Source organism: Paenibacillus sp. NPDC056722 (assembly GCF_042790635.1).
GTDB classification, from domain to species: domain Bacteria; phylum Bacillota; class Bacilli; order Paenibacillales; family Paenibacillaceae; genus Paenibacillus_AQ; species Paenibacillus_AQ agri.
Genome location: NZ_JBHTYV010000005.1, coordinates 236068 through 253139, shown reverse-complemented (window position 1 = coordinate 253139; position 17072 = coordinate 236068). Strand labels below are relative to the sequence as shown.

The following is a 17072-nucleotide window of genomic DNA, read 5'->3' as shown; positions in this document are numbered from 1 at the left end:
GGAAGATCGGCCTGGGATAACGGGTTGATTTGGAAGGAGATGAAAGGGATGGCTGTTGCAGAGAAGCCGGTGATTTCAATCTCTGGCTTGTGGATGAATTACTCAGATAGAATGGTTCTCCGGGGGATTGATTTGGAAGTCTACCCTGGGCAGATTATCGGCTATATCGGTCCGAACGGTGCTGGGAAAAGCACTACGGTTAAGATCATGCTTGGTTTGGTTGAGGGATATAACGGGACCGTAGAGATCTTCGGGAAGGATATCGCTGACGGCGACAACACTTATAAGAGACGGATCGGCTATGTGCCGGAAGTCGCGGAACTATATGATAGCCTGACGGCACGGGAGTATCTGTGCTTCATTGGCGAGCTATACGGCATGAAACGCAGCGATGCAGACGACAAGGCCAAGCGGCTGACCGCTCTGCTAGGTCTGGAAAAGGCCTACGACATGCGCATCTCCTCCTTTTCCAAAGGAATGAAGCAGAAAGTGCTGCTGGTCTCCAGCATGCTGCATGACCCGGATATTCTGTTCCTCGACGAGCCGCTAAGCGGTCTTGATGCCAATAGTGTTATGGTGGTGAAGGAGATCTTCGCTTCACTGGCCGCACGAGGCAAGACCATTTTCTACTCTTCGCATATCATGGATGTTGTCGAGAAGATCAGCAGCCGTATTGTGCTTATTGCTGGAGGGGATATTGTGGCCGATGGCAGCTTTGCGGAGCTGAAGGACCAGAGCCGGGAAGGCTCGCTTGAAGAGATTTTTAACCAGTTGACCGGCTTTGACAAATACCGGGATATCGCCGGTGAATTCGTGACCATAATTCAAGAAGGTGCTGCAGATGAATGATTTTCGGGTACTGAAGCTGCTGGATCGGCTGGAGGGACTGTTTTCCAGAGTTGGCATCGATTACGGCGTTATGCGTAGCATTCTACAAGTCAAACTGACGATGGATGGGAGAAGGGCACCTACAGTTCTTGCAGCTACACAAAGATCAGCTGAGCCGAAGGAAGGCTCGCCGTTTCGTCCGCAGTGGGTTTACTTGATAATGGGTACGTTCTTGATCCCGCTCATCATTCCATCCGGCCATTACATGCTGCAAATGAGTCTGGTTCTGGGTGTGGTGATGTTCATGATTACCACTACACTGGTCTCCGACTTTTCCTCCGTACTGCTGGATATTAGGGACAAGAATATTCTGTTCTCCAAACCGGTGAATCGCCGTACCCTGAATATGGCCAAGAACATCCATGTGCTGATTTATCTGTTCACTCTCACGATAAGTCTTGCCGGGCCTACCCTAATCGTCTCGCTATTCCGGCAGGGGCCTTTGTTTTTTCTTTTATACTGTGTAGCCATTGTGCTGATGGACTGCTTTATCCTGGTGATTACAGGGCTTCTGTACCTGCTGATCCTGAAGCTTTTCGACGGAGAAAGATTGAAGGATATCATCAACTATGTGCAGATTGTACTGATGATTGCCATAACCGTTGGCTATCAACTGATTTCCAGGCTGTTTAACCTGGCGGAGTTTAGCGCATCCTTCAAACCGGCATGGTGGCAATATCTTATTCCTCCGGTCTGGTTTGCTGCCCCGTTTGAGCTGGCATTTGGTGGAGGGAGAGGCATTCATTTTAGCCTGTTGTCCGGTTTGGCGATTATTCTTCCGCTCCTCCTGATCATCACATACATAAAGCTTATGCCCCAATTTGAGAAAAACTTGCAAAAGCTCTCGGCACAAGAGGTCGGTGGCCGGGAAGCAGCGAGATTATCTGGATGGCTATCTACTGTAGTTTGCCGGAACCGGGAAGAGGGCATGTTCTTTCGATTTACCTGGTCCATGATGAAGACAGAACGGGACTTTAAGCTAAAGGTATATCCGACGCTAGGCTTCTCCATCGTGTTCCCTTTCATATTCATCTTAAATATGATCTGGCTAGGAGATGGGGGCGGGATCGGAAATTCAAAGGCATACCTGTGGATATACTTTAGCGCTACGTTAATGATGACCATTGTACAGATGCTGCGGTATTCAGGAAGTTATAAAGGAGCTTGGATTTACAAGGCCATCCCACTGCCAGGGGAACATGCAGTGTACAGAGGCATGCTAAAGGCCGCGCTGCTCCGGCTGTTCATACCAATTTTCTTAGCAGAAGCGGTGGTATTCACTGTGCTCTTCGGGATTCGGATCCTGCCGGATCTTGTGGTTGTACTGTTTGCAACGCTTATTTATGCGGTGGTGTGTTTCCTGGTGCTGCCGCGGTCGCTGCCTTTTTCAGAACGCTTTGAAGCAGCTAAGCAGAAGGAATTCACGGGAAGCAGCTTTCTGATGCTGTTCCTGCTAATCGGCATGGTGGGCCTGCATTATCTGGCAACCTTACTGACAGGTGGCGTCTACATATATCTTGTGCTGCTGGCCGCCTTCAATTTTGTGTTCTGGCGTCGTACATTCCCGGAAGGGAAGAGGATGGAACCCTCCGGGATGTCAAATATGGACATTTTTTAACGGAGACCAAAACAGGGGGCAAGTTCCAGTATTTACTTAGACAGTCTGATTAATAAAAGGTAAAATTACACCTAAAGTTGCTTTTCCAGGGATAGCCTATAATCTTTACGCACTCTTCCATTTATCCGATATACGTGTACTGATCCTGACTTGAGAAACGCACTGTGGCGATGATGATAATTACTATACCGGTGAAGAGGTTGACACATGGATCAAATGGGAATCCGTTATAATATTTGGATCGTTTTACTAACTTTCGCGCTGGTCTCTGCTGCGGTTTATGCTGCCGTGAATTTGATTTCGCAAGTTTCCCGTTCTGCCGGTAAAATCCGGCGAATGTGGATGCTGTCAGCATCCTGCGTTCTTGGCAGTGGCCTATGGGCAATGCATTATATCGGCATTATGGCCGGCCGTTTACCATTTGAAGTCAGCTACCAGCCGGGTAAAGCGCTGCTGTCCCTGCTGGTGTGTATGTTATCTTGTTATGCTGCGTTCTGGGTTGTGTTTCCGCACCGTCTCAAGCTTTGGCGAGCGGGTGCCGGGGGCCTGCTGCTTGGCGTGGGGAGCTCTGCTATGCATGATATCGGGATGTCTTCTATCGTGCTGGAGGGGGGGATTCGCTATCCTATCCTCTCACAGGCCATCTCGATCCTAGCCGCTGTGCTGATGTCTTCCATGGGCCTCTATTTGCTTCGCAAGTTCAAGGATCATCCTAGCTTCAATAAGTGGAGACTCTATTTTGCAATATTGATTGGACTTTCGGTGACAGGGCTTCATTATTTCAGTCTCAGAGCCAGCCAGTGGGAATATTACAAAGGGCCTGGTGGGTCTTCATCCCTCCTGATGGATACGGATGTAATTCTGCTGAGCGGCGTATCGATTGTAACGGTTCTGATGCTTGCGGTCTCCGGAGGAGCCGTTTTCCTGGACCGGCATGTGCTTGAACGGATGGCTTATCATGATCCGCTGACCGGACTGCCTAACCGGCATGGCCTCGAGCGTTACTTCCTTGGAGATTTCTTCGGCGGAACATCCGGGGCGGTGTTCTTTGTGGATCTGGACCGCTTCAAATCGATCAACGATACGCTGGGGCATGATATCGGGGATATGCTGCTGCAGGAGGTCGCCAAAAGACTGGAAGGCTGTGTCGGCACCATGGGGAAGGTGTTTCGGCTAGGCGGGGACGAATTCCTCATCGCCCTGCCTATGTGCTCCGTGCCAGAAGCGGAAGAAGTAGCCGAGCGTATTCTGCAGGAGCTCAAGCACTTCTACAGCATCCAGGGTAATGAACTGTACGTGACAGCAAGCGTCGGGATCAGCCTGACTCCTCTACATGGCACCGACCGGTCGTCCTTGATGAAAGCCGCAGATACTGCACTTTACACCTCTAAGGACTCCGGCAAGAATAAATACAGCATTTTCGATCAGGAGATGAATCGTCACCAGCTGCGGCGGATGTCGCTGGAGAAGGATCTGCGCAAGGCGTTGGCCCGTTCTGAATTCATGGTCGTGTACCAGCCCAAATGGGATTCGTTGTTGAATGTGACGGTTGGGCTTGAAGCCTTACTGCGGTGGAGACATCCTGAGCATGGAATCATCTCTCCCTCGGAATTTATTCCGATAGCTGAGGAGACTGGTTTGATCGTGCCTATCACCTACTGGATGCTGCATGATGTATGTAGCCAGAACAGGCTCTGGCATCAGGAGGAAGTGGCGAATGTCGCCGTCTCCGTTAATATGTCAGCACGGATGTTCGAAGGAAACGGGCTGTATGAGGTTGTGGAGGAAGCGCTGGCGCAATCGGGGCTGGAGCCGCATTTTCTGGAACTGGAGATTACAGAATCTATCGCGATGAACAACATGGAGGAGACTGTAGCCCAATTATCCAAGCTCAGGCTGCTGGGCGTACGGGTATCACTGGATGATTTCGGTACAGGCTTCTCTTCGCTGGGCAATTTAGACGAGATTCCGGTTAATACGCTGAAGATTGACCAGGTGTTTATTCGTAAAAGTAAGCTGCATTCCAAGAAAGCGATCATCAGCAATATTATTGCCATCGCCAGTAACCTGAACATGGACGTCGTTGCTGAAGGCGTAGAAACGACCGAGCAGATCGAACTGCTGCAATCGCTGGGCTGCAGAGTGATGCAAGGGTACTATTATGGCCGGCCGATGCCTGTGAACGAGTTAGGGCAGTGGTTTATTGAGAATACGGCAGTATCCTGATCTGACATGTAATCATTTTGTTTTCATGTTCAACATACATAACTTTCGAAATCATGCCGGACAGGAGTTAACTTGTCTATATGGCTACATAGTTCTGTTATACAAAAAAAGCAGGCCGGGGGGATCCCCGGCCTGCTTTGCTGCTTTAAAAGTATATCTACTTCACTCCTAGGGCTGCTACGGTCTCAAACCTTGAACTTCTCTACCAAGAAGCGCAGCTTATCGGCCATTGAGGACAGGATCGTTGCAGCGGCTTCCACCTCTTCCATCGCAGCAAGCTGCTGTTGGGAGGATGCCGACAGACTTTCCGCCCCTGCCGCAGTCTGATTGGATACCTGAACAACATGCTGAATGGCCGTGACTAGCCCGGAGGCTAACTCGGCGAGTTGGCCAACTACTGTAGAGATTTGCCGATTTTGCTCTGCCATGCTGGATACCGACAGTTCAATTTCGGTGAAAGAAGTCCCGGCTTGGTCTATCATTTCACTACTCTGTTCCATTTCTTGCGTGGAGTATGACATCATCTCGGTGGCCTTTTCCATCTGGCTTACGGTCATTTTAATCAGATCACCGATTTGAGTAGCGGAATGAGAAGAACGTTCTGCCAGCTTGCGGACGGACTGGGCGACAACGGCGAAGCCCCGGCCTTCGTCACCAGCACGTGCTGCTTCAATAGCTGCATTCAGGGAGAGTAGATGGGTCTCCTCGGCGATGCTGGAAATGACGGTAACAATGCTCTCGATTTCCTTGGAGTTGCTCGACAGAAGATTGATCATGCCAGAGAGCATGCTGATACTGCCGCTCATAGTCATCAGCTGTGCTGTGGTAGAATCCATCGACTCTCTGCCCGTTCGGGCTTTCTCTGCATTGCCATTGGCAAGATCAAGCGCAGTACCTGCCATAGCAGCAATCTCCGAGATGAAGCTGGACATGTTCTGTACGGCTTTGTAGCTGTCCTCGAGATTCAGGAGCTGGGCGTTTGCCCCATCGGCAAGCTCAAGGGTAATCCCCACACTATGTTCCCCGGCCCTGTTGGTTTCCTGAGCGCTGGCCGACAGCTCTCCAGAGGAAGAGGCAACCTGATAGGAAGTGTCATTCACTTCGGTGATCAGCAAGCGAAGATTGTCGGTCATGGCATTGAAGTCGCGCGCCAAGGTTCCGACCTCATCTTTACTGGCGAGAAGAATAGGGTCGTGTGTCAGATCGCCCTGGGCTACGAGATTAACGGAACGGGACAACCGGGTTAACGGGCTGACCATGCAGCGAATAAGCAGGTAAGCGACTACAATAGCCATCACAAAAATGGCTGCACCGATGATAAAAGGCTGAACAACCACATCCATCGTTCTTTCCTGAATTATTGAGCCGTCAAAATTGATAGCCATTAAGGCGATAATGGGTTTGGCAGGATCGTGATCCTGATAGATAGGACCGTAGCCGGTTTTGAGGGAGGTTCCATCGTATGTATAAACTTTGGAATATGTGGAATGCTGCATTTTGTTGATCATTGACTTGTCTTCATCGCTAAAATAAAACGTATCGCCTGCTTTATAGCCGCGCTTCTGGAAGCTGCTGTCAGCGGCTAGAACTTTGCCGTCCAACGACAGGATGAAGGCTTCTTTGAAAATAGGCTTGTGAGCAACGATCCAGCCAATACGCTCTTCTATCTTAGCAAGCTTGCTTGAATCTCCCGCAGTAAGTGCGGAAATGTCTTCTGGATTCACCAGGCCGGTTGTAATATTGGCGCAGCCTACCAATTCAACCCCGGCGGCCTCGTCCACTTGACTGTAAGCGGCACGATACCCGAAGAATCCGATGGATGAGCCCACAAGCAGCAGCACGATGAACATCATCCAGGTTAATTTTGTTGCCAATTTCATTCTTCTTCCCCACCAATTATGACTGATTGTTCGCAAAGAGTCTCTTTCTCGATGCTCACTGCTACGATTATAGCGTAACGAACTCAGCATTCTTGTGTCGAAATTTGCTTGTTTGAGGAATAGTTGTGACAACTCTATGGCGAAATTGGCAAAATATTGACCGAGAGTCATTGAATCCGGGAGTGTTAAAATGGTACGCTGGTTTTAGGACAAAGTGATTGGGAGCTGAAGGAATGTCGAAACAAATAGATCCGGTGATTGAAGGCATCGGGATATCCATGTGGAGGGTGCAGCGGAAAATTGTGTCCCAAATGTCTTTGCATAAGGAAATTGGCCTAACGTTTCCTCAACTAGGCCTGCTCAATATGATTGCCCACGAGAAAAAATCACGTGTGATCCAGTTAGCTGAGAAAATGGAGGTTAAATCCAGCGCCGTAACGGTGATGCTCGATCGCCTGGAGCTGCTGGGCTTCATCGCCCGGGTACCGGATGAGCAGGATCGCAGGGCGGTTGTGGTCACCATCACGGCCAAAGGTGAGGAGTCGTTGAAGGAGGCACAATACCGTTCCAAGTTACTGCTGGCTGAGCATTTAGCCATACTGGAACCGGAAGAGCTTAAAGCCTTTGCCAAGTACTACGAAATGCTGGACAAGCAGGAACGCTGAGAAGCACCAAGCCTTCAACTATACAAAAACGGCCACACTCCGGATTAATAGGAGTGTGGCCGTTTCTTCTTGGAATGGTTCTATTTCTTGCTTTCAGCCTTAAGCGGCAATTGGGTTACATAGCTGTCCGAGAGCTGCAGCAGCCGTAGTGCCCGGTTATATTCATCCTCCGTCGCGGCAGGCGCTTTGCCTCCTAAAGCGATAGGATACTGTGTGTTGTCCTCAAAGCTGCTACCCGGAATTAGCAGTCCGGAGCTGGCAATGAACGATCCTGATGGCAGATAATAACGCTGTGGCAGCAGATTGACAGATTCACTGAGCAGATCTTGGCCAAAATGCAGATTGTTCTCCATGGAGACACCGAGGAGCCCGGCGGCTGTCGGCATAATATCAATCTCCCCGCCAACCTGATCCAGTACCTGCGGCTTCGTGATGCCTCCGCCATGGATAATCAGCGGAATATTCATCATATTGGCATAGCTGTAGTCATGGCCGTAGATTTCTTGCATCAATGCTTTGTCGTCATGATCCAACGAGTAGATGGGCAGCCCCATATGGTCGCCGTAGATCATAATCAGACTGTTATCCCAGACGCCGTTTGCTTTCAGCTCTGCTACAAATTGGCCGAAGGCTTCATCTGCATAGTTCTGGGATCGGATGTAATCGCCAACGAAAGTACCTTCATAACGCTCAGGAAGCTTCATCCGGTACTTCTCGGCCGGAATGGTAAAAGGGTGATGGGCAGACATCGAAATGATCTGAGAATAGAATGGCTGACCCGCCTCATTCATTTCTTTTAATTTGCCCGCTGTCTTGCGGTAGAGCACTTCATCGGATGCCCCGAAGAAGAATACGTCCTCATCACCGAAGAATTGGTGATCATAATAATGCTCCCAGCCCAGGGAACTATATAATTCCCCGCGGTTCCAGAACTCCACATCATTCGTATGGAAGGTGGCGGTCTGATAGCCATTGGATTGAAGCAGGCGCGGCAGACTCGGAAGTGTCTTGTCTACATACGACATCGTGGCTGCGCCGCGGGGAGGAATATAGAAGGACGTATTCACGACAAACTCGGCATCCGAGGTGTTGCCCTGCCCCACCATTTGATAGAAATTCGGGAAGTACAGACTGCTCTCCATCAGGCGGTTCAGATTTGGCGTAACTTCCTTGCCGTCCAGCTTCAGTCCAAGCAGGAAGTTCTGGAAAGATTCCATCTGGATAATGATCAGATTCTTGCCTTTGGCAACGCCTTGCAGGGATGAATGATCTTCAGCGCGAACCCCTTTTAGCGTGTTTATAGCATCCTGGGTGATATCACTAGCATTTATAATCTCAGTTTTGTCTTTGGCAAAAATGGTATAGGCCTCATAATTGAGAATACCCATCTCCTGTGCTTTCTTGATCTCATTCATACTGGCTTTATTAGGCAGAATATTGAACAGGCACAAGGCTAGAGATACTGCAAACAAAATACTGAATCTCCCTTTTCCACTACCAAGGTTGATCTTCGTCTTCTTGTAATCCCGGCCGTTCTTGTTGAAGAAGAAGTAGAAGCCAAGTACGATAACATCAGTGAAGATCAGGAGATAGTAAGGGTCCATCAGTGAGAATACGCTGTTGCGGACGGCAGTGACCTGATTCACCTGCTCAGCGGCATGGTAAGTGACAATAACCCCGTAATATTTGAAATACATAATGGCGGCAAAAAAGATGGCGGTCACCAGCAGGTTCACCGTCATGTAATATCCTAATTTGCGTTTGGAAGCAAAACGTTCAATAATGCAAAAAAGTGCCCATGCAAAAGGAATCTCCGTAATTAGAGACTTCCAAGGGAGAATATCGCCAAAGATAACGCCCCAGGCCAGAAAACTTTTCAGGACAAAAATAATGGTGAAGAATACAAAGGGTTTGATGATCCACCGTTTCAAGGTATTGGATGACACAGCTCCGCCTTCTTTCTACGTGATGACACGCTTCTTCCCGGACAGAGGAAGCGGTGTAAGGACAAAGAAATTCCATATTAACAGAATTTATTATCTCCCCCTGAAATGTAAATGTCAAAAACACTGCATGCCAGCATTAGCGCAATGTAAAGCGGAAGTGAATGACAGTACAGCCGCTCCTGCTTCTCCTGCCATCAGATGACTTTATACAGCGAATAAAAGACAAAAACGACGAATGGAATACATAGGGTTGTCAGCGTCGGTACGAAAAGGAGGAGAAAGGATGCAGCATAGGATATCTATATCCGTCAGAACGCTTGTAGAGTATGTATTCCGTAGCGGGAGCCTGGAGCCGGGGTTCCGTAGTGCGTCTTCCATGGTGGAAGGGACACGTATTCATCAGAAGATTCAGCAGCGGTACAAGGAAAGCGACCAGAAGGAAGTCTATCTGAAAACAGAGATTCCATACAAGGAGCTGCTACTTGTGGTGGACGGCCGCTGTGATGGTCTTCTTCTGTCAGAAGAAGGCTCGCTGGTTGTTGAGGAAATCAAATCCACGGCTGGGCCGCTGGACATGCTGGGTGAAGGTCGTGAGGTCCACTGGGCGCAGGCGCTCATGTATGCTTATATGATTGCACTTGAGCAGGGCTTAACTTCCATGGAAGTAAGGCTAACCTATGTTCAGCGCGGGGGAGAGGAGGAGCGGAGCCTGCAGCGGAGTGTCAGCATGAAGGAACTGGCGGATTTTGCCGCTGATACAGTGGCGCGCTATGCACCTTATGCTGAAATGCTGCTCCGGCATGATATGGCCAAGGAGCAGAGCATCCGCGAGCTTGGGTTCCCCTTTCCTGCCTATCGGAATGGGCAGCGGCATTTCGCTGGTGCCGTGTACAAGGCGGTCTCGGAAGGCGTTAATCTCTTCGCTCAGGCACCGACAGGCATCGGCAAGACGATGTCCACCCTGTTCCCGGCGATCAAGGCCATTGGTGAAGGCCGGGCGAAGGGATTTTTTTACCTGACCGCCAAGACAATTACCCGCATGGCCGCTGAGGAGGCGCTGGCGCTCCTGTCGGCCAGGGGCCTTGTCCTGCACGTCATTACACTGACTGCCAAGGATAAAGCCTGCTTCCGGGAGGAGGGGCTTTGTAGTAGTGAACATTGCCCGTTCGCCGAAGGTTATTACGACCGGATCAATGAGGCGCTGCTGGACATGCTGGGCCAGGAAACGCTGATGACACGGGAGGTTATCGCCGGCTATGCGAAGAAACACGAGGTCTGCCCCTTCGAGTTCTCGCTGGATGCCGCTTATGTCTGCGATGCCGTGATTTGTGATTACAACTACATTTATGATCCCCGAATTAGCCTGAAACGTCTGGCTGAAGAGCGGAAAAAGGATACAGTCCTGCTCGTGGATGAGGCCCACAACCTGGTGGATCGGGGAAGGGAGATGTTCTCAGCTGCGTTGCAGAAGGCTCCGTTCTTGGGACTGCAGCGGCAGTACAAGGTAAGCAATTCAAGGTTGAGCGCTGCTGCCAAGGCGGTGAACTCGTTCTTCATCGCGCTGCGCAAGCTGTGCAACGAAGAGGGTCAGGGTTGGTGGAATGACTTCCCTGAAGAGCTGCCGGGTCTGCTGGAGAATTTTGCAGCCGAGGCAGAACTGGAATTGATCCATCCGTCGATGATGCTGGCCGCCGATCCTGAGGAAGGGGAATCCAGTCTGCTGGACACCTTCTATGCCGTACAAGGGATGCTTCGCACCTTCAAGACCTATGACGAGCGATATGTGACCTATGCGGAGATTCGCCGTGGAGATGTTTATCTAAAGCTCTTCAACCTGGATCCTTCCTATCTGCTGCGGCAGATGGCCAAAGGCTTCCGCAGCCAAATTCTGTTTTCGGCTACCTTGGCCCCGATGTCGTATTACAGAGATATGATTGGTGCTGCTGAAGAGGACTACACCTTAATTGTGGCTTCCCCTTTTCAAAAGGAGCAATGGGAGGTGTCGTTGCTCCCGCTGTCTACACGCTATCATGACCGGGAAGCATCCCTGCTGCCATTGAGCGAGGCCCTGCACAGGATGACCGGCAAGCCGGGGAATTATCTGGCCTTTTTTCCTTCTTATCTTTACTTGCAAAATGTATATGATCTATTCAGCGAGCGATATCCCGACATCGCTACTCTAGTACAGGGTTCCGGCATGAGTGAGGAAGCACGCGAAGACTTCCTTGCAGCCTTCCGTCCGGACGCAAATCAAACGCTTCTTGGATTTGCTGTGTTGGGCGGTATTTTCTCGGAGGGAGTGGATCTGCCCGGCGACCGGTTAAACGGGGTTATGGTGGTCGGTGTAGGACTTCCGCAGCTGGGGCTCGAACGTAATCTGCTACGCGCCTACTTCAATCGCCAGGGCAAAAATGGTTTTGACTATGCCTATGTCTATCCGGGGATGTGCAAAGTGCTGCAGGCCGGCGGAAGACTGATCCGCACGGAAAACGACCATGGCACCATTGTGCTGGCCGACGACCGCTTTACGCAGCAGCCGTACCACTGGTTACTCCCCGAAGAGTGGCGGGACTACCTTATCTGGCAATAACATCGTATAATCTATGAAAGGGCATACAATTCAGACTCACAGGAGGCAGATCATGACACTTAACATCGGATTGATTGGTACAGGCTGGTTCGGTAAGGTTCACGCCGATTTACTGGCTGGAATGGAAGATGTTACGCTAGTAGCGGTATGCGGCAGTAGCAAGGAGAAGGCGGAAGAGATGGCCCGTCATTATGATGCTGAAGGCTATGGCGATATTACGGAGATGCTGGAAGCTCATAAGCTGGATGCTGCTTATATATGCGTTCCCCCACAGTCCCATGGTGACATTGAGCGTGCGTTGATTCGTCATGACATTCCCTTTTTTATCGAGAAACCGCTAAGCTACAGCACCGAAATCCCGGCCAGCCTGCTTCAGGAGATTAAGGAGCGCAATCTGCTGACCTCAGTGGGCTACCACTTCCGCTATCAGGATAATATCCGAAGGCTGAAGGAAACGTTGACCGGGGATAAAATCGGGATGGTTACCGGTCAGTGGATGGGCGGTATGCCAGGAGTAGCATGGTGGCGCAACCAGGAGCAGTCCGGTGGGCAGTTTACGGAGCAGACAACGCATATCGTAGATTTGCTCCGTTATCTGGGCGGTGAGGTAGAAGAAGTGTACGGCTTGTACGGCAATCGTATTGTACATGAGCAGCATGAGAACGTCACGGTTGCCGATATCGGTACGGTGTCGCTGAAGCTTACTAGCGGCGTCATTGCCAATATTTCCAACACCTGCGTGCTTCCTGGAGAAGTCGGCCGGGTCAATCTGACCTTCTATAATGAACAAGGGCTGCTGGACTGGAATCTTGATCGCCTGCTTACTGTTCGTGTCGGGGGCAGCACAGAGCATGCTAACAGCGGCGACCCTTATGCCGCTGAGAGCGAGGCGTTCCTGCATGCTGTGCGTACTGGCGATCGCTCCCGCATTCTCAGCGACTATGAGGACGGCTATAAGACGTTGAAGGTGACTTGTGCGGCCTATGAGTCGGCACAGACTGGACTGCCGGTTAAACTGTAGGTTAAGTAGAAGGATCGAGTTCCAAGTGAGATCATAGAAAAAAAGCACGCAGCTCCGGGGATTTCTTCGGAGCTATGTGCTTTGGCCCAAGCCGGGACGGCCTTAGTGGAGGAACACTGCGAGCAGTGGCGGCGCAATGCCGATGGTCAGCAGCGCCGTCAGGATCATCGCAATGCTGGAGATGGTACCGGTCAGCGAGCTAAGCTCGAAGGCCTTGGAGGTACCTGTACCATGCGCTGCGGTTCCCAGCGATACACCGCGCGCAATTTCATTGTCAATGCGGAAGAGACGCAGCACGGAAGGTCCCATCATTGTGCCCAGTATCCCGGTGAGGATAACGAAGACCGCCGTAATGCTAGGTACACCCCCGATACGCTGCGAGATACTCATGGCAATCGGAGTAGTAACCGACCGCGGGACCAGGCTGGAGACCAGATCGCTGCTGAGATGCAGCCATTTGGCAAGCAGCATGGAGGAGATCACCGCAATGATCGTACCTGAGAGCACGCCTGCCGCAATTTCGGCGGCGTGTTTTTTGAGTACCTTGAAGTTCTTATGCAAAGGGATAGCGAACGCAATGGTTGCCGGCTGCAGCAGGTTAGTCAGCCACTTGCCTCCCGCATTGTAAGATTCATAAGGGATGCCTGTCATCAACAGAATGCCAACAATCAGCAGAGGTGTAATGATAAGCGGAGATAGGTATACTTTGCTGTGTAACTTATAGGCGCGCTTGGCAAGGAGATAGAGTCCTATGGTTAGCGCGAGGAACAATAGTCCGGTCATCATAAAGGTTTATGCTCCTTTGCCTTGGATATAGCTCCTGTGAGCAGCCCGGAGCAGGCCATGACTGCGAATGTACCGACCACTACGACTGCCAGCACCCGCAGTCCGTCGGTCTCCAGCATATCTGTGTATTTCATGACGCCGATCGCGGAAGGAATGAAGAACAGAAGCAGCTCAGCCAGCAGCCAGGAGGCTCCGACCTCCACCCAGTTCAAGCGTATGACGCCGAATTCAAGCAGAAGGAATAAGATAACCATGCCCAGAATGCTTCCGGGAATGGGAAAATGCAACCATGAAGCCAGTGAATTGATCAACAGTGAGAATACAGTGAGGCCGCCTATTTGCAGCAATCCTGAGATCATTTTTTTCATAAATGCGCCGCCCCTTTCATCGTAATGAAAGTTTACATTATTTATTTTCATAGGTAAAATGAATAGATCGAATAGCTGACATTCCTTTTGTCTATGCATAGGAGGCTGAGCCGTGGACATCCGGCAACTACAATATTTCGTTCAAATCGCAAGACTGAACAGCTTTTCCCAGGCGGCTAAATCACTGTATATCTCACAGCCTACAATTAGCAAAATGATCAGGAATTTGGAGATCGAACTGGGTGCTGACCTGTTCTACCGGGAAGGCAAAAGCATCCGCCTGACAGATGCGGGCGAGATTCTGCTAACCAAGGCGCAGAATATTGTAGATTCATTCACCAGCTTGTCCTCTGAGCTGGATAGCTTGCGCGAGCTGAAGCAGGGCCATATCCAGATGGGATTGCCGCCAATGGTAGGTGCGAGCTTCTTCCCAGCAGTTATCGGTGAGTTTCATCATCGATACCCTGGGGTGACGATTCGCCTGCATGAGGATGGCGCCAAGAAGGTGGAGAATGATGTGGAGACGGGTCTGCTGGATATCGGTGTCATTGTGCTGCCTGTGGATCAGGGGAAGTTTAAATTCTTCTCTATTCTGGAGGAAAAGCTGGAGTTGCTAGTTCCGGCAGGGCACCGCCTGGCTGGACAGGAATGCGTGAAGCTGGCGGAACTGGCGGAAGAAGAGTTTATCCTCTTCCGTGAGGATTTTATGCTGCATGATCGGATTATTACAGAATGCGTCAAAGTAGGTTTTCAACCTAAGGTGGTATACGAGAGCTCACAGTGGGATCTGATCAGTGGAATGGTAGGGGCGGGACTCGGAATTGCGCTCCTGCCAGAGACGATTTGCCGTGACATCGACCGCTCGCGGATCGCTGTCATTCCGCTGACGGCTCCGGTCATTCCCTGGCAACTGGGTATTATCTGGCGCCGGGATCGCTATCTTTCATTTGCGGCACGAGAATGGATTTCTTTTGCTAAGGGGATCTTCGTAGGTCATTAGTCTCCCGTTTTGTTGAATCATCGACAAATTTTTCTTTTTTTTGAAAATATGTTTTTTGGCATCATGATTTATGATAGGGGAGAAGTTGATAGAGAGAAGGTGAGAGAATCGTGAGCCTTTACGATGCTTCCTCCCGTAACATTCATAGGAGAGATATAAGAGAAGACGAACTGCTGATTACGATTGAGAGCTTGAGATGTCAATTACTTGAGGTTGCCGAACAGCATAGTCTAAGTGATCGTGCTGTAGTAGAGCTGAGCGAGCGGCTGGACGGTTATATTTTGCTAGCCCAGAATAAAATGATGGAGAGTCTGCGCAGCCGGAAGGCGGGAAACGGCCCGTCTGCCAAAAATTCTAGGAATTCGGCGCTAAGAAGCCAGACCGCGTTGCAATAGTTCAATAGTCTTTTGCATCCATAATCATATAGATGGTAGAATTAGGGGAGAGAACAGCTCCTCTTTTTGTTGTGCTTTCTGGACAATTATCCTATAATTATGTAAATAATTAGAAGCTGTTATTATATCATTATAGGAGGTGCCGGGTGGAGGCGAAGTTTACAACTATACGCTCAGAAATTGAGAAGAATCTATCCCGTTCGGGTCATAATCTCGCTTCTTTTGCGAAAGTTTCCGGCCTGAACCGCGGCAGTCTCAGTGCTATATTGCATGGGAATCCCCCAAAGCCTATATCATTAGGGCAAATGGACGCGATTACTCGGGCTTTCGGGTTTCCTGAAGGTTGGCTGTATCCGCTCTATATTGATGAATGTTTTTATGAGGACAAGGTCTCCCGTCGCAGAGCAGAGCCGTTTCTGATCCGATGCGCTGAGATCGGCAAGAAGCCTTGTATTGATGAACTTCTGAGCAGAATCCTTGAGTATCCGAAGCAGATTGACTTGATTTATTCAGTCGCAGAGAAGCTTTTCAATAATGGGAAAATCAACGAATCTGTCATTTTCTATAAAATTGTAGCCGAGAATGAGCAGGACAGTTACTCGGAGCGTCTGGCTATCAGTCAATATCGCATTTTCAAATCCATGCAGTCTGTAGTAGATATGGAGGAGAAGTTTAGAGCGGTGATCACGTTCGAGCCGTTTCGGGGACGTCTGCCGGAGGCCATGCAGCTGGATGGTCTGCTTAAGCTGGCGAACGTCTGCTTTACCCTGCACCGGTGGCGGGATGTAGAGAAATATGCCGACGAATTGCGCGCGCTCGCGAATGGATTATACCGGGATGAAGTGCGCAAGAATGCTAGCAAGCGCCGGGAGACGATGCATACGGAGCGGCCACTTGTGGTGTATTACGGACATGGTTATTTGCTGAAGGCGGCCGCGCTGACCAAGCAGGGGCGATATGAAGAAGCCAAGCGGTATACGGCCGGATATGCAGACCTTAGCTGGTTTGAGATTTTGGATGAAGAAGGTCACAAGGCGGTCGAAGACTTCAAGCTCTTCTCCAAAGCCAACAGCTTCACTCTGGAGATGCTGGACGGCAACATTTCCATCCTTCCATCTTATATTTCCTTCCTGGCCGATCACCCGGGCGAGATTCTGCCTGGCCTAATCACGATCATGGAATCTGCGAACCAGTTTGGCTTTTCTGCCGATAATGCACTGACCAAGTTCTCAAGGGAAATGCTGAGATTCGGTCAATTCCAGGACCCGATCAATGTAGACAGGCTATTCCGGCTCAACTATCAGATTGCTATTTACCTTATCAACCATCAGGAGTACCCGCGGGGAATCGACCATATTATCGAATGTCTCCAGCTGTCTGCCAGACTGAATAATGAGAAAGGCTTCATCAATTGTGTCACTCTCTTCGAGATTAACAGGGAATATGCCAGCGACAGGCAGAAGCAACTGTACACAGATCTTATGAAGGAGGTGAGACAAAATGAAAAAATCGCTGCTGACGATGACCGCCGTTTTAGCGTTGTTTAGTTTTATTATCATTGGAACACCGGCAGGCAAAGGAGGTAACGGGGGATCGTTCACCACGCTTGAACACGGAGTGGGGTACTAATCCTTAGGACTCAGGGACGTATCCAACGCTTGATCCTTTCTTTATGACCATAGAACGCGG

At 50.2% G+C, this 17072-nt stretch carries 13 protein-coding genes; 9 read left to right on the top strand and 4 right to left on the bottom strand.

Annotation, left to right across the window (positions count from 1 at the left end; all coding sequences use genetic code 11):
- The first annotated feature begins 48 nt into the window (after nt 1–48).
- The 3 genes from ACFRAM_RS15085 to ACFRAM_RS15075 all read left to right on the top strand — a co-directional run bounded on the left by ACFRAM_RS15085 (nt 49) and on the right by ACFRAM_RS15075 (nt 4732).
- Complete coding sequence (locus ACFRAM_RS15085) at nt 49–849, top strand: ABC transporter ATP-binding protein (RefSeq protein ID WP_379466527.1); 801 nt, start codon at nt 49–51, stop codon at nt 847–849.
- The gene (locus tag ACFRAM_RS15080) at nt 842–2506 is read left to right on the top strand and encodes a hypothetical protein (protein WP_379466526.1); all 1665 of its coding nucleotides are present in this window, start codon (nt 842–844) and stop codon (nt 2504–2506) included. The genes ACFRAM_RS15085 and ACFRAM_RS15080 overlap by 8 nt, the downstream gene beginning before the upstream one ends.
- A gap of 207 nt (nt 2507–2713) precedes the next feature.
- Complete coding sequence (locus tag ACFRAM_RS15075) at nt 2714–4732, top strand: putative bifunctional diguanylate cyclase/phosphodiesterase (protein WP_379466525.1); 2019 nt, start codon at nt 2714–2716, stop codon at nt 4730–4732.
- 185 nt (nt 4733–4917) lie between these two features.
- Here the strand turns inward: ACFRAM_RS15075 and ACFRAM_RS15070 are convergent, their stop codons facing one another.
- Nucleotides 4918–6612: a methyl-accepting chemotaxis protein gene (locus ACFRAM_RS15070; protein WP_379466524.1), complete on the bottom strand. Its 1695-nt coding sequence runs from the start codon at nt 6610–6612 to the stop codon at nt 4918–4920.
- Nucleotides 6613–6845: 233 nt separating this feature from the next.
- Here ACFRAM_RS15070 and ACFRAM_RS15065 point away from each other — a divergent pair, with 233 nt between their 5' ends.
- Entirely contained in the window at nt 6846–7277 is a 432-nt protein-coding gene (locus ACFRAM_RS15065) for a MarR family winged helix-turn-helix transcriptional regulator (protein WP_175370776.1), read from the top strand.
- Nucleotides 7278–7357: 80 nt separating this feature from the next.
- Here ACFRAM_RS15065 and ACFRAM_RS15060 read toward each other — a convergent pair whose 3' ends face one another.
- The gene (locus ACFRAM_RS15060; RefSeq protein WP_379466523.1) at nt 7358–9223 is read right to left on the bottom strand and encodes an LTA synthase family protein; all 1866 of its coding nucleotides are present in this window, start codon (nt 9221–9223) and stop codon (nt 7358–7360) included.
- Between the two features lie 283 nt (nt 9224–9506).
- On the opposite strand from ACFRAM_RS15060, the gene ACFRAM_RS15055 reads away from it, so the two are divergent.
- Together ACFRAM_RS15055 and ACFRAM_RS15050 are read left to right on the top strand one after the other, a co-directional pair.
- Entirely contained in the window at nt 9507–11813 is a 2307-nt protein-coding gene (locus tag ACFRAM_RS15055; protein WP_379466522.1) for a helicase C-terminal domain-containing protein, read from the top strand.
- A gap of 52 nt (nt 11814–11865) precedes the next feature.
- Nucleotides 11866–12834, top strand: a complete 969-nt coding sequence (locus ACFRAM_RS15050) for a Gfo/Idh/MocA family protein (protein ID WP_379466521.1) — start codon at nt 11866–11868, stop codon at nt 12832–12834.
- Between the two features lie 102 nt (nt 12835–12936).
- Here the strand turns inward: ACFRAM_RS15050 and ACFRAM_RS15045 are convergent, their stop codons facing one another.
- Both ACFRAM_RS15045 and ACFRAM_RS15040 read right to left on the bottom strand, forming a co-directional pair.
- On the bottom strand, nt 12937–13617 hold the full coding sequence (locus ACFRAM_RS15045; protein ID WP_066378604.1) for a CidB/LrgB family autolysis modulator: 681 nt from the start codon (nt 13615–13617) through the stop codon (nt 12937–12939).
- Nucleotides 13617–13988 carry a CidA/LrgA family protein gene (locus tag ACFRAM_RS15040; protein WP_379466520.1) on the bottom strand — a complete coding sequence of 124 codons (372 nt, stop codon included), beginning with the start codon at nt 13986–13988 and terminating at the stop codon, nt 13617–13619. Before ACFRAM_RS15040 ends, ACFRAM_RS15045 begins: the two co-directional genes overlap by 1 nt.
- Nucleotides 13989–14100: 112 nt before the next feature.
- On the opposite strand from ACFRAM_RS15040, the gene cidR reads away from it, so the two are divergent.
- The 3 genes from cidR to ACFRAM_RS15025 all read left to right on the top strand — a co-directional run bounded on the left by cidR (nt 14101) and on the right by ACFRAM_RS15025 (nt 16930).
- On the top strand, nt 14101–14988 hold the full coding sequence (cidR, locus tag ACFRAM_RS15035; protein WP_379466519.1) for a cidABC operon transcriptional activator CidR: 888 nt from the start codon (nt 14101–14103) through the stop codon (nt 14986–14988).
- Nucleotides 14989–15098: 110 nt separating this feature from the next.
- The gene (locus ACFRAM_RS15030) at nt 15099–15383 is read left to right on the top strand and encodes an aspartyl-phosphate phosphatase Spo0E family protein (protein ID WP_175370770.1); all 285 of its coding nucleotides are present in this window, start codon (nt 15099–15101) and stop codon (nt 15381–15383) included.
- Nucleotides 15384–15529: 146 nt separating this feature from the next.
- Nucleotides 15530–16930: a DNA-binding protein gene (locus ACFRAM_RS15025; protein ID WP_379466518.1), complete on the top strand. Its 1401-nt coding sequence runs from the start codon at nt 15530–15532 to the stop codon at nt 16928–16930.
- Nucleotides 16931–17072 lie beyond the last annotated feature (142 nt).

Coding starts and splice junctions, on each gene's coding strand:
- ACFRAM_RS15085 (WP_379466527.1), top strand. CDS start 49: ATGGCTGTTGCAGAGAAGCCGGTGATTTCAATCTCTGGCTTGTGGATG.
- ACFRAM_RS15080 (WP_379466526.1), top strand. CDS start 842: ATGAATGATTTTCGGGTACTGAAGCTGCTGGATCGGCTGGAGGGACTG.
- ACFRAM_RS15075 (WP_379466525.1), top strand. CDS start 2,714: ATGGATCAAATGGGAATCCGTTATAATATTTGGATCGTTTTACTAACT.
- ACFRAM_RS15070 (WP_379466524.1), bottom strand. CDS start 6,612: ATGAAATTGGCAACAAAATTAACCTGGATGATGTTCATCGTGCTGCTG.
- ACFRAM_RS15065 (WP_175370776.1), top strand. CDS start 6,846: ATGTCGAAACAAATAGATCCGGTGATTGAAGGCATCGGGATATCCATG.
- ACFRAM_RS15055 (WP_379466522.1), top strand. CDS start 9,507: ATGCAGCATAGGATATCTATATCCGTCAGAACGCTTGTAGAGTATGTA.
- ACFRAM_RS15050 (WP_379466521.1), top strand. CDS start 11,866: ATGACACTTAACATCGGATTGATTGGTACAGGCTGGTTCGGTAAGGTT.
- ACFRAM_RS15045 (WP_066378604.1), bottom strand. CDS start 13,617: ATGACCGGACTATTGTTCCTCGCGCTAACCATAGGACTCTATCTCCTT.
- ACFRAM_RS15040 (WP_379466520.1), bottom strand. CDS start 13,988: ATGAAAAAAATGATCTCAGGATTGCTGCAAATAGGCGGCCTCACTGTA.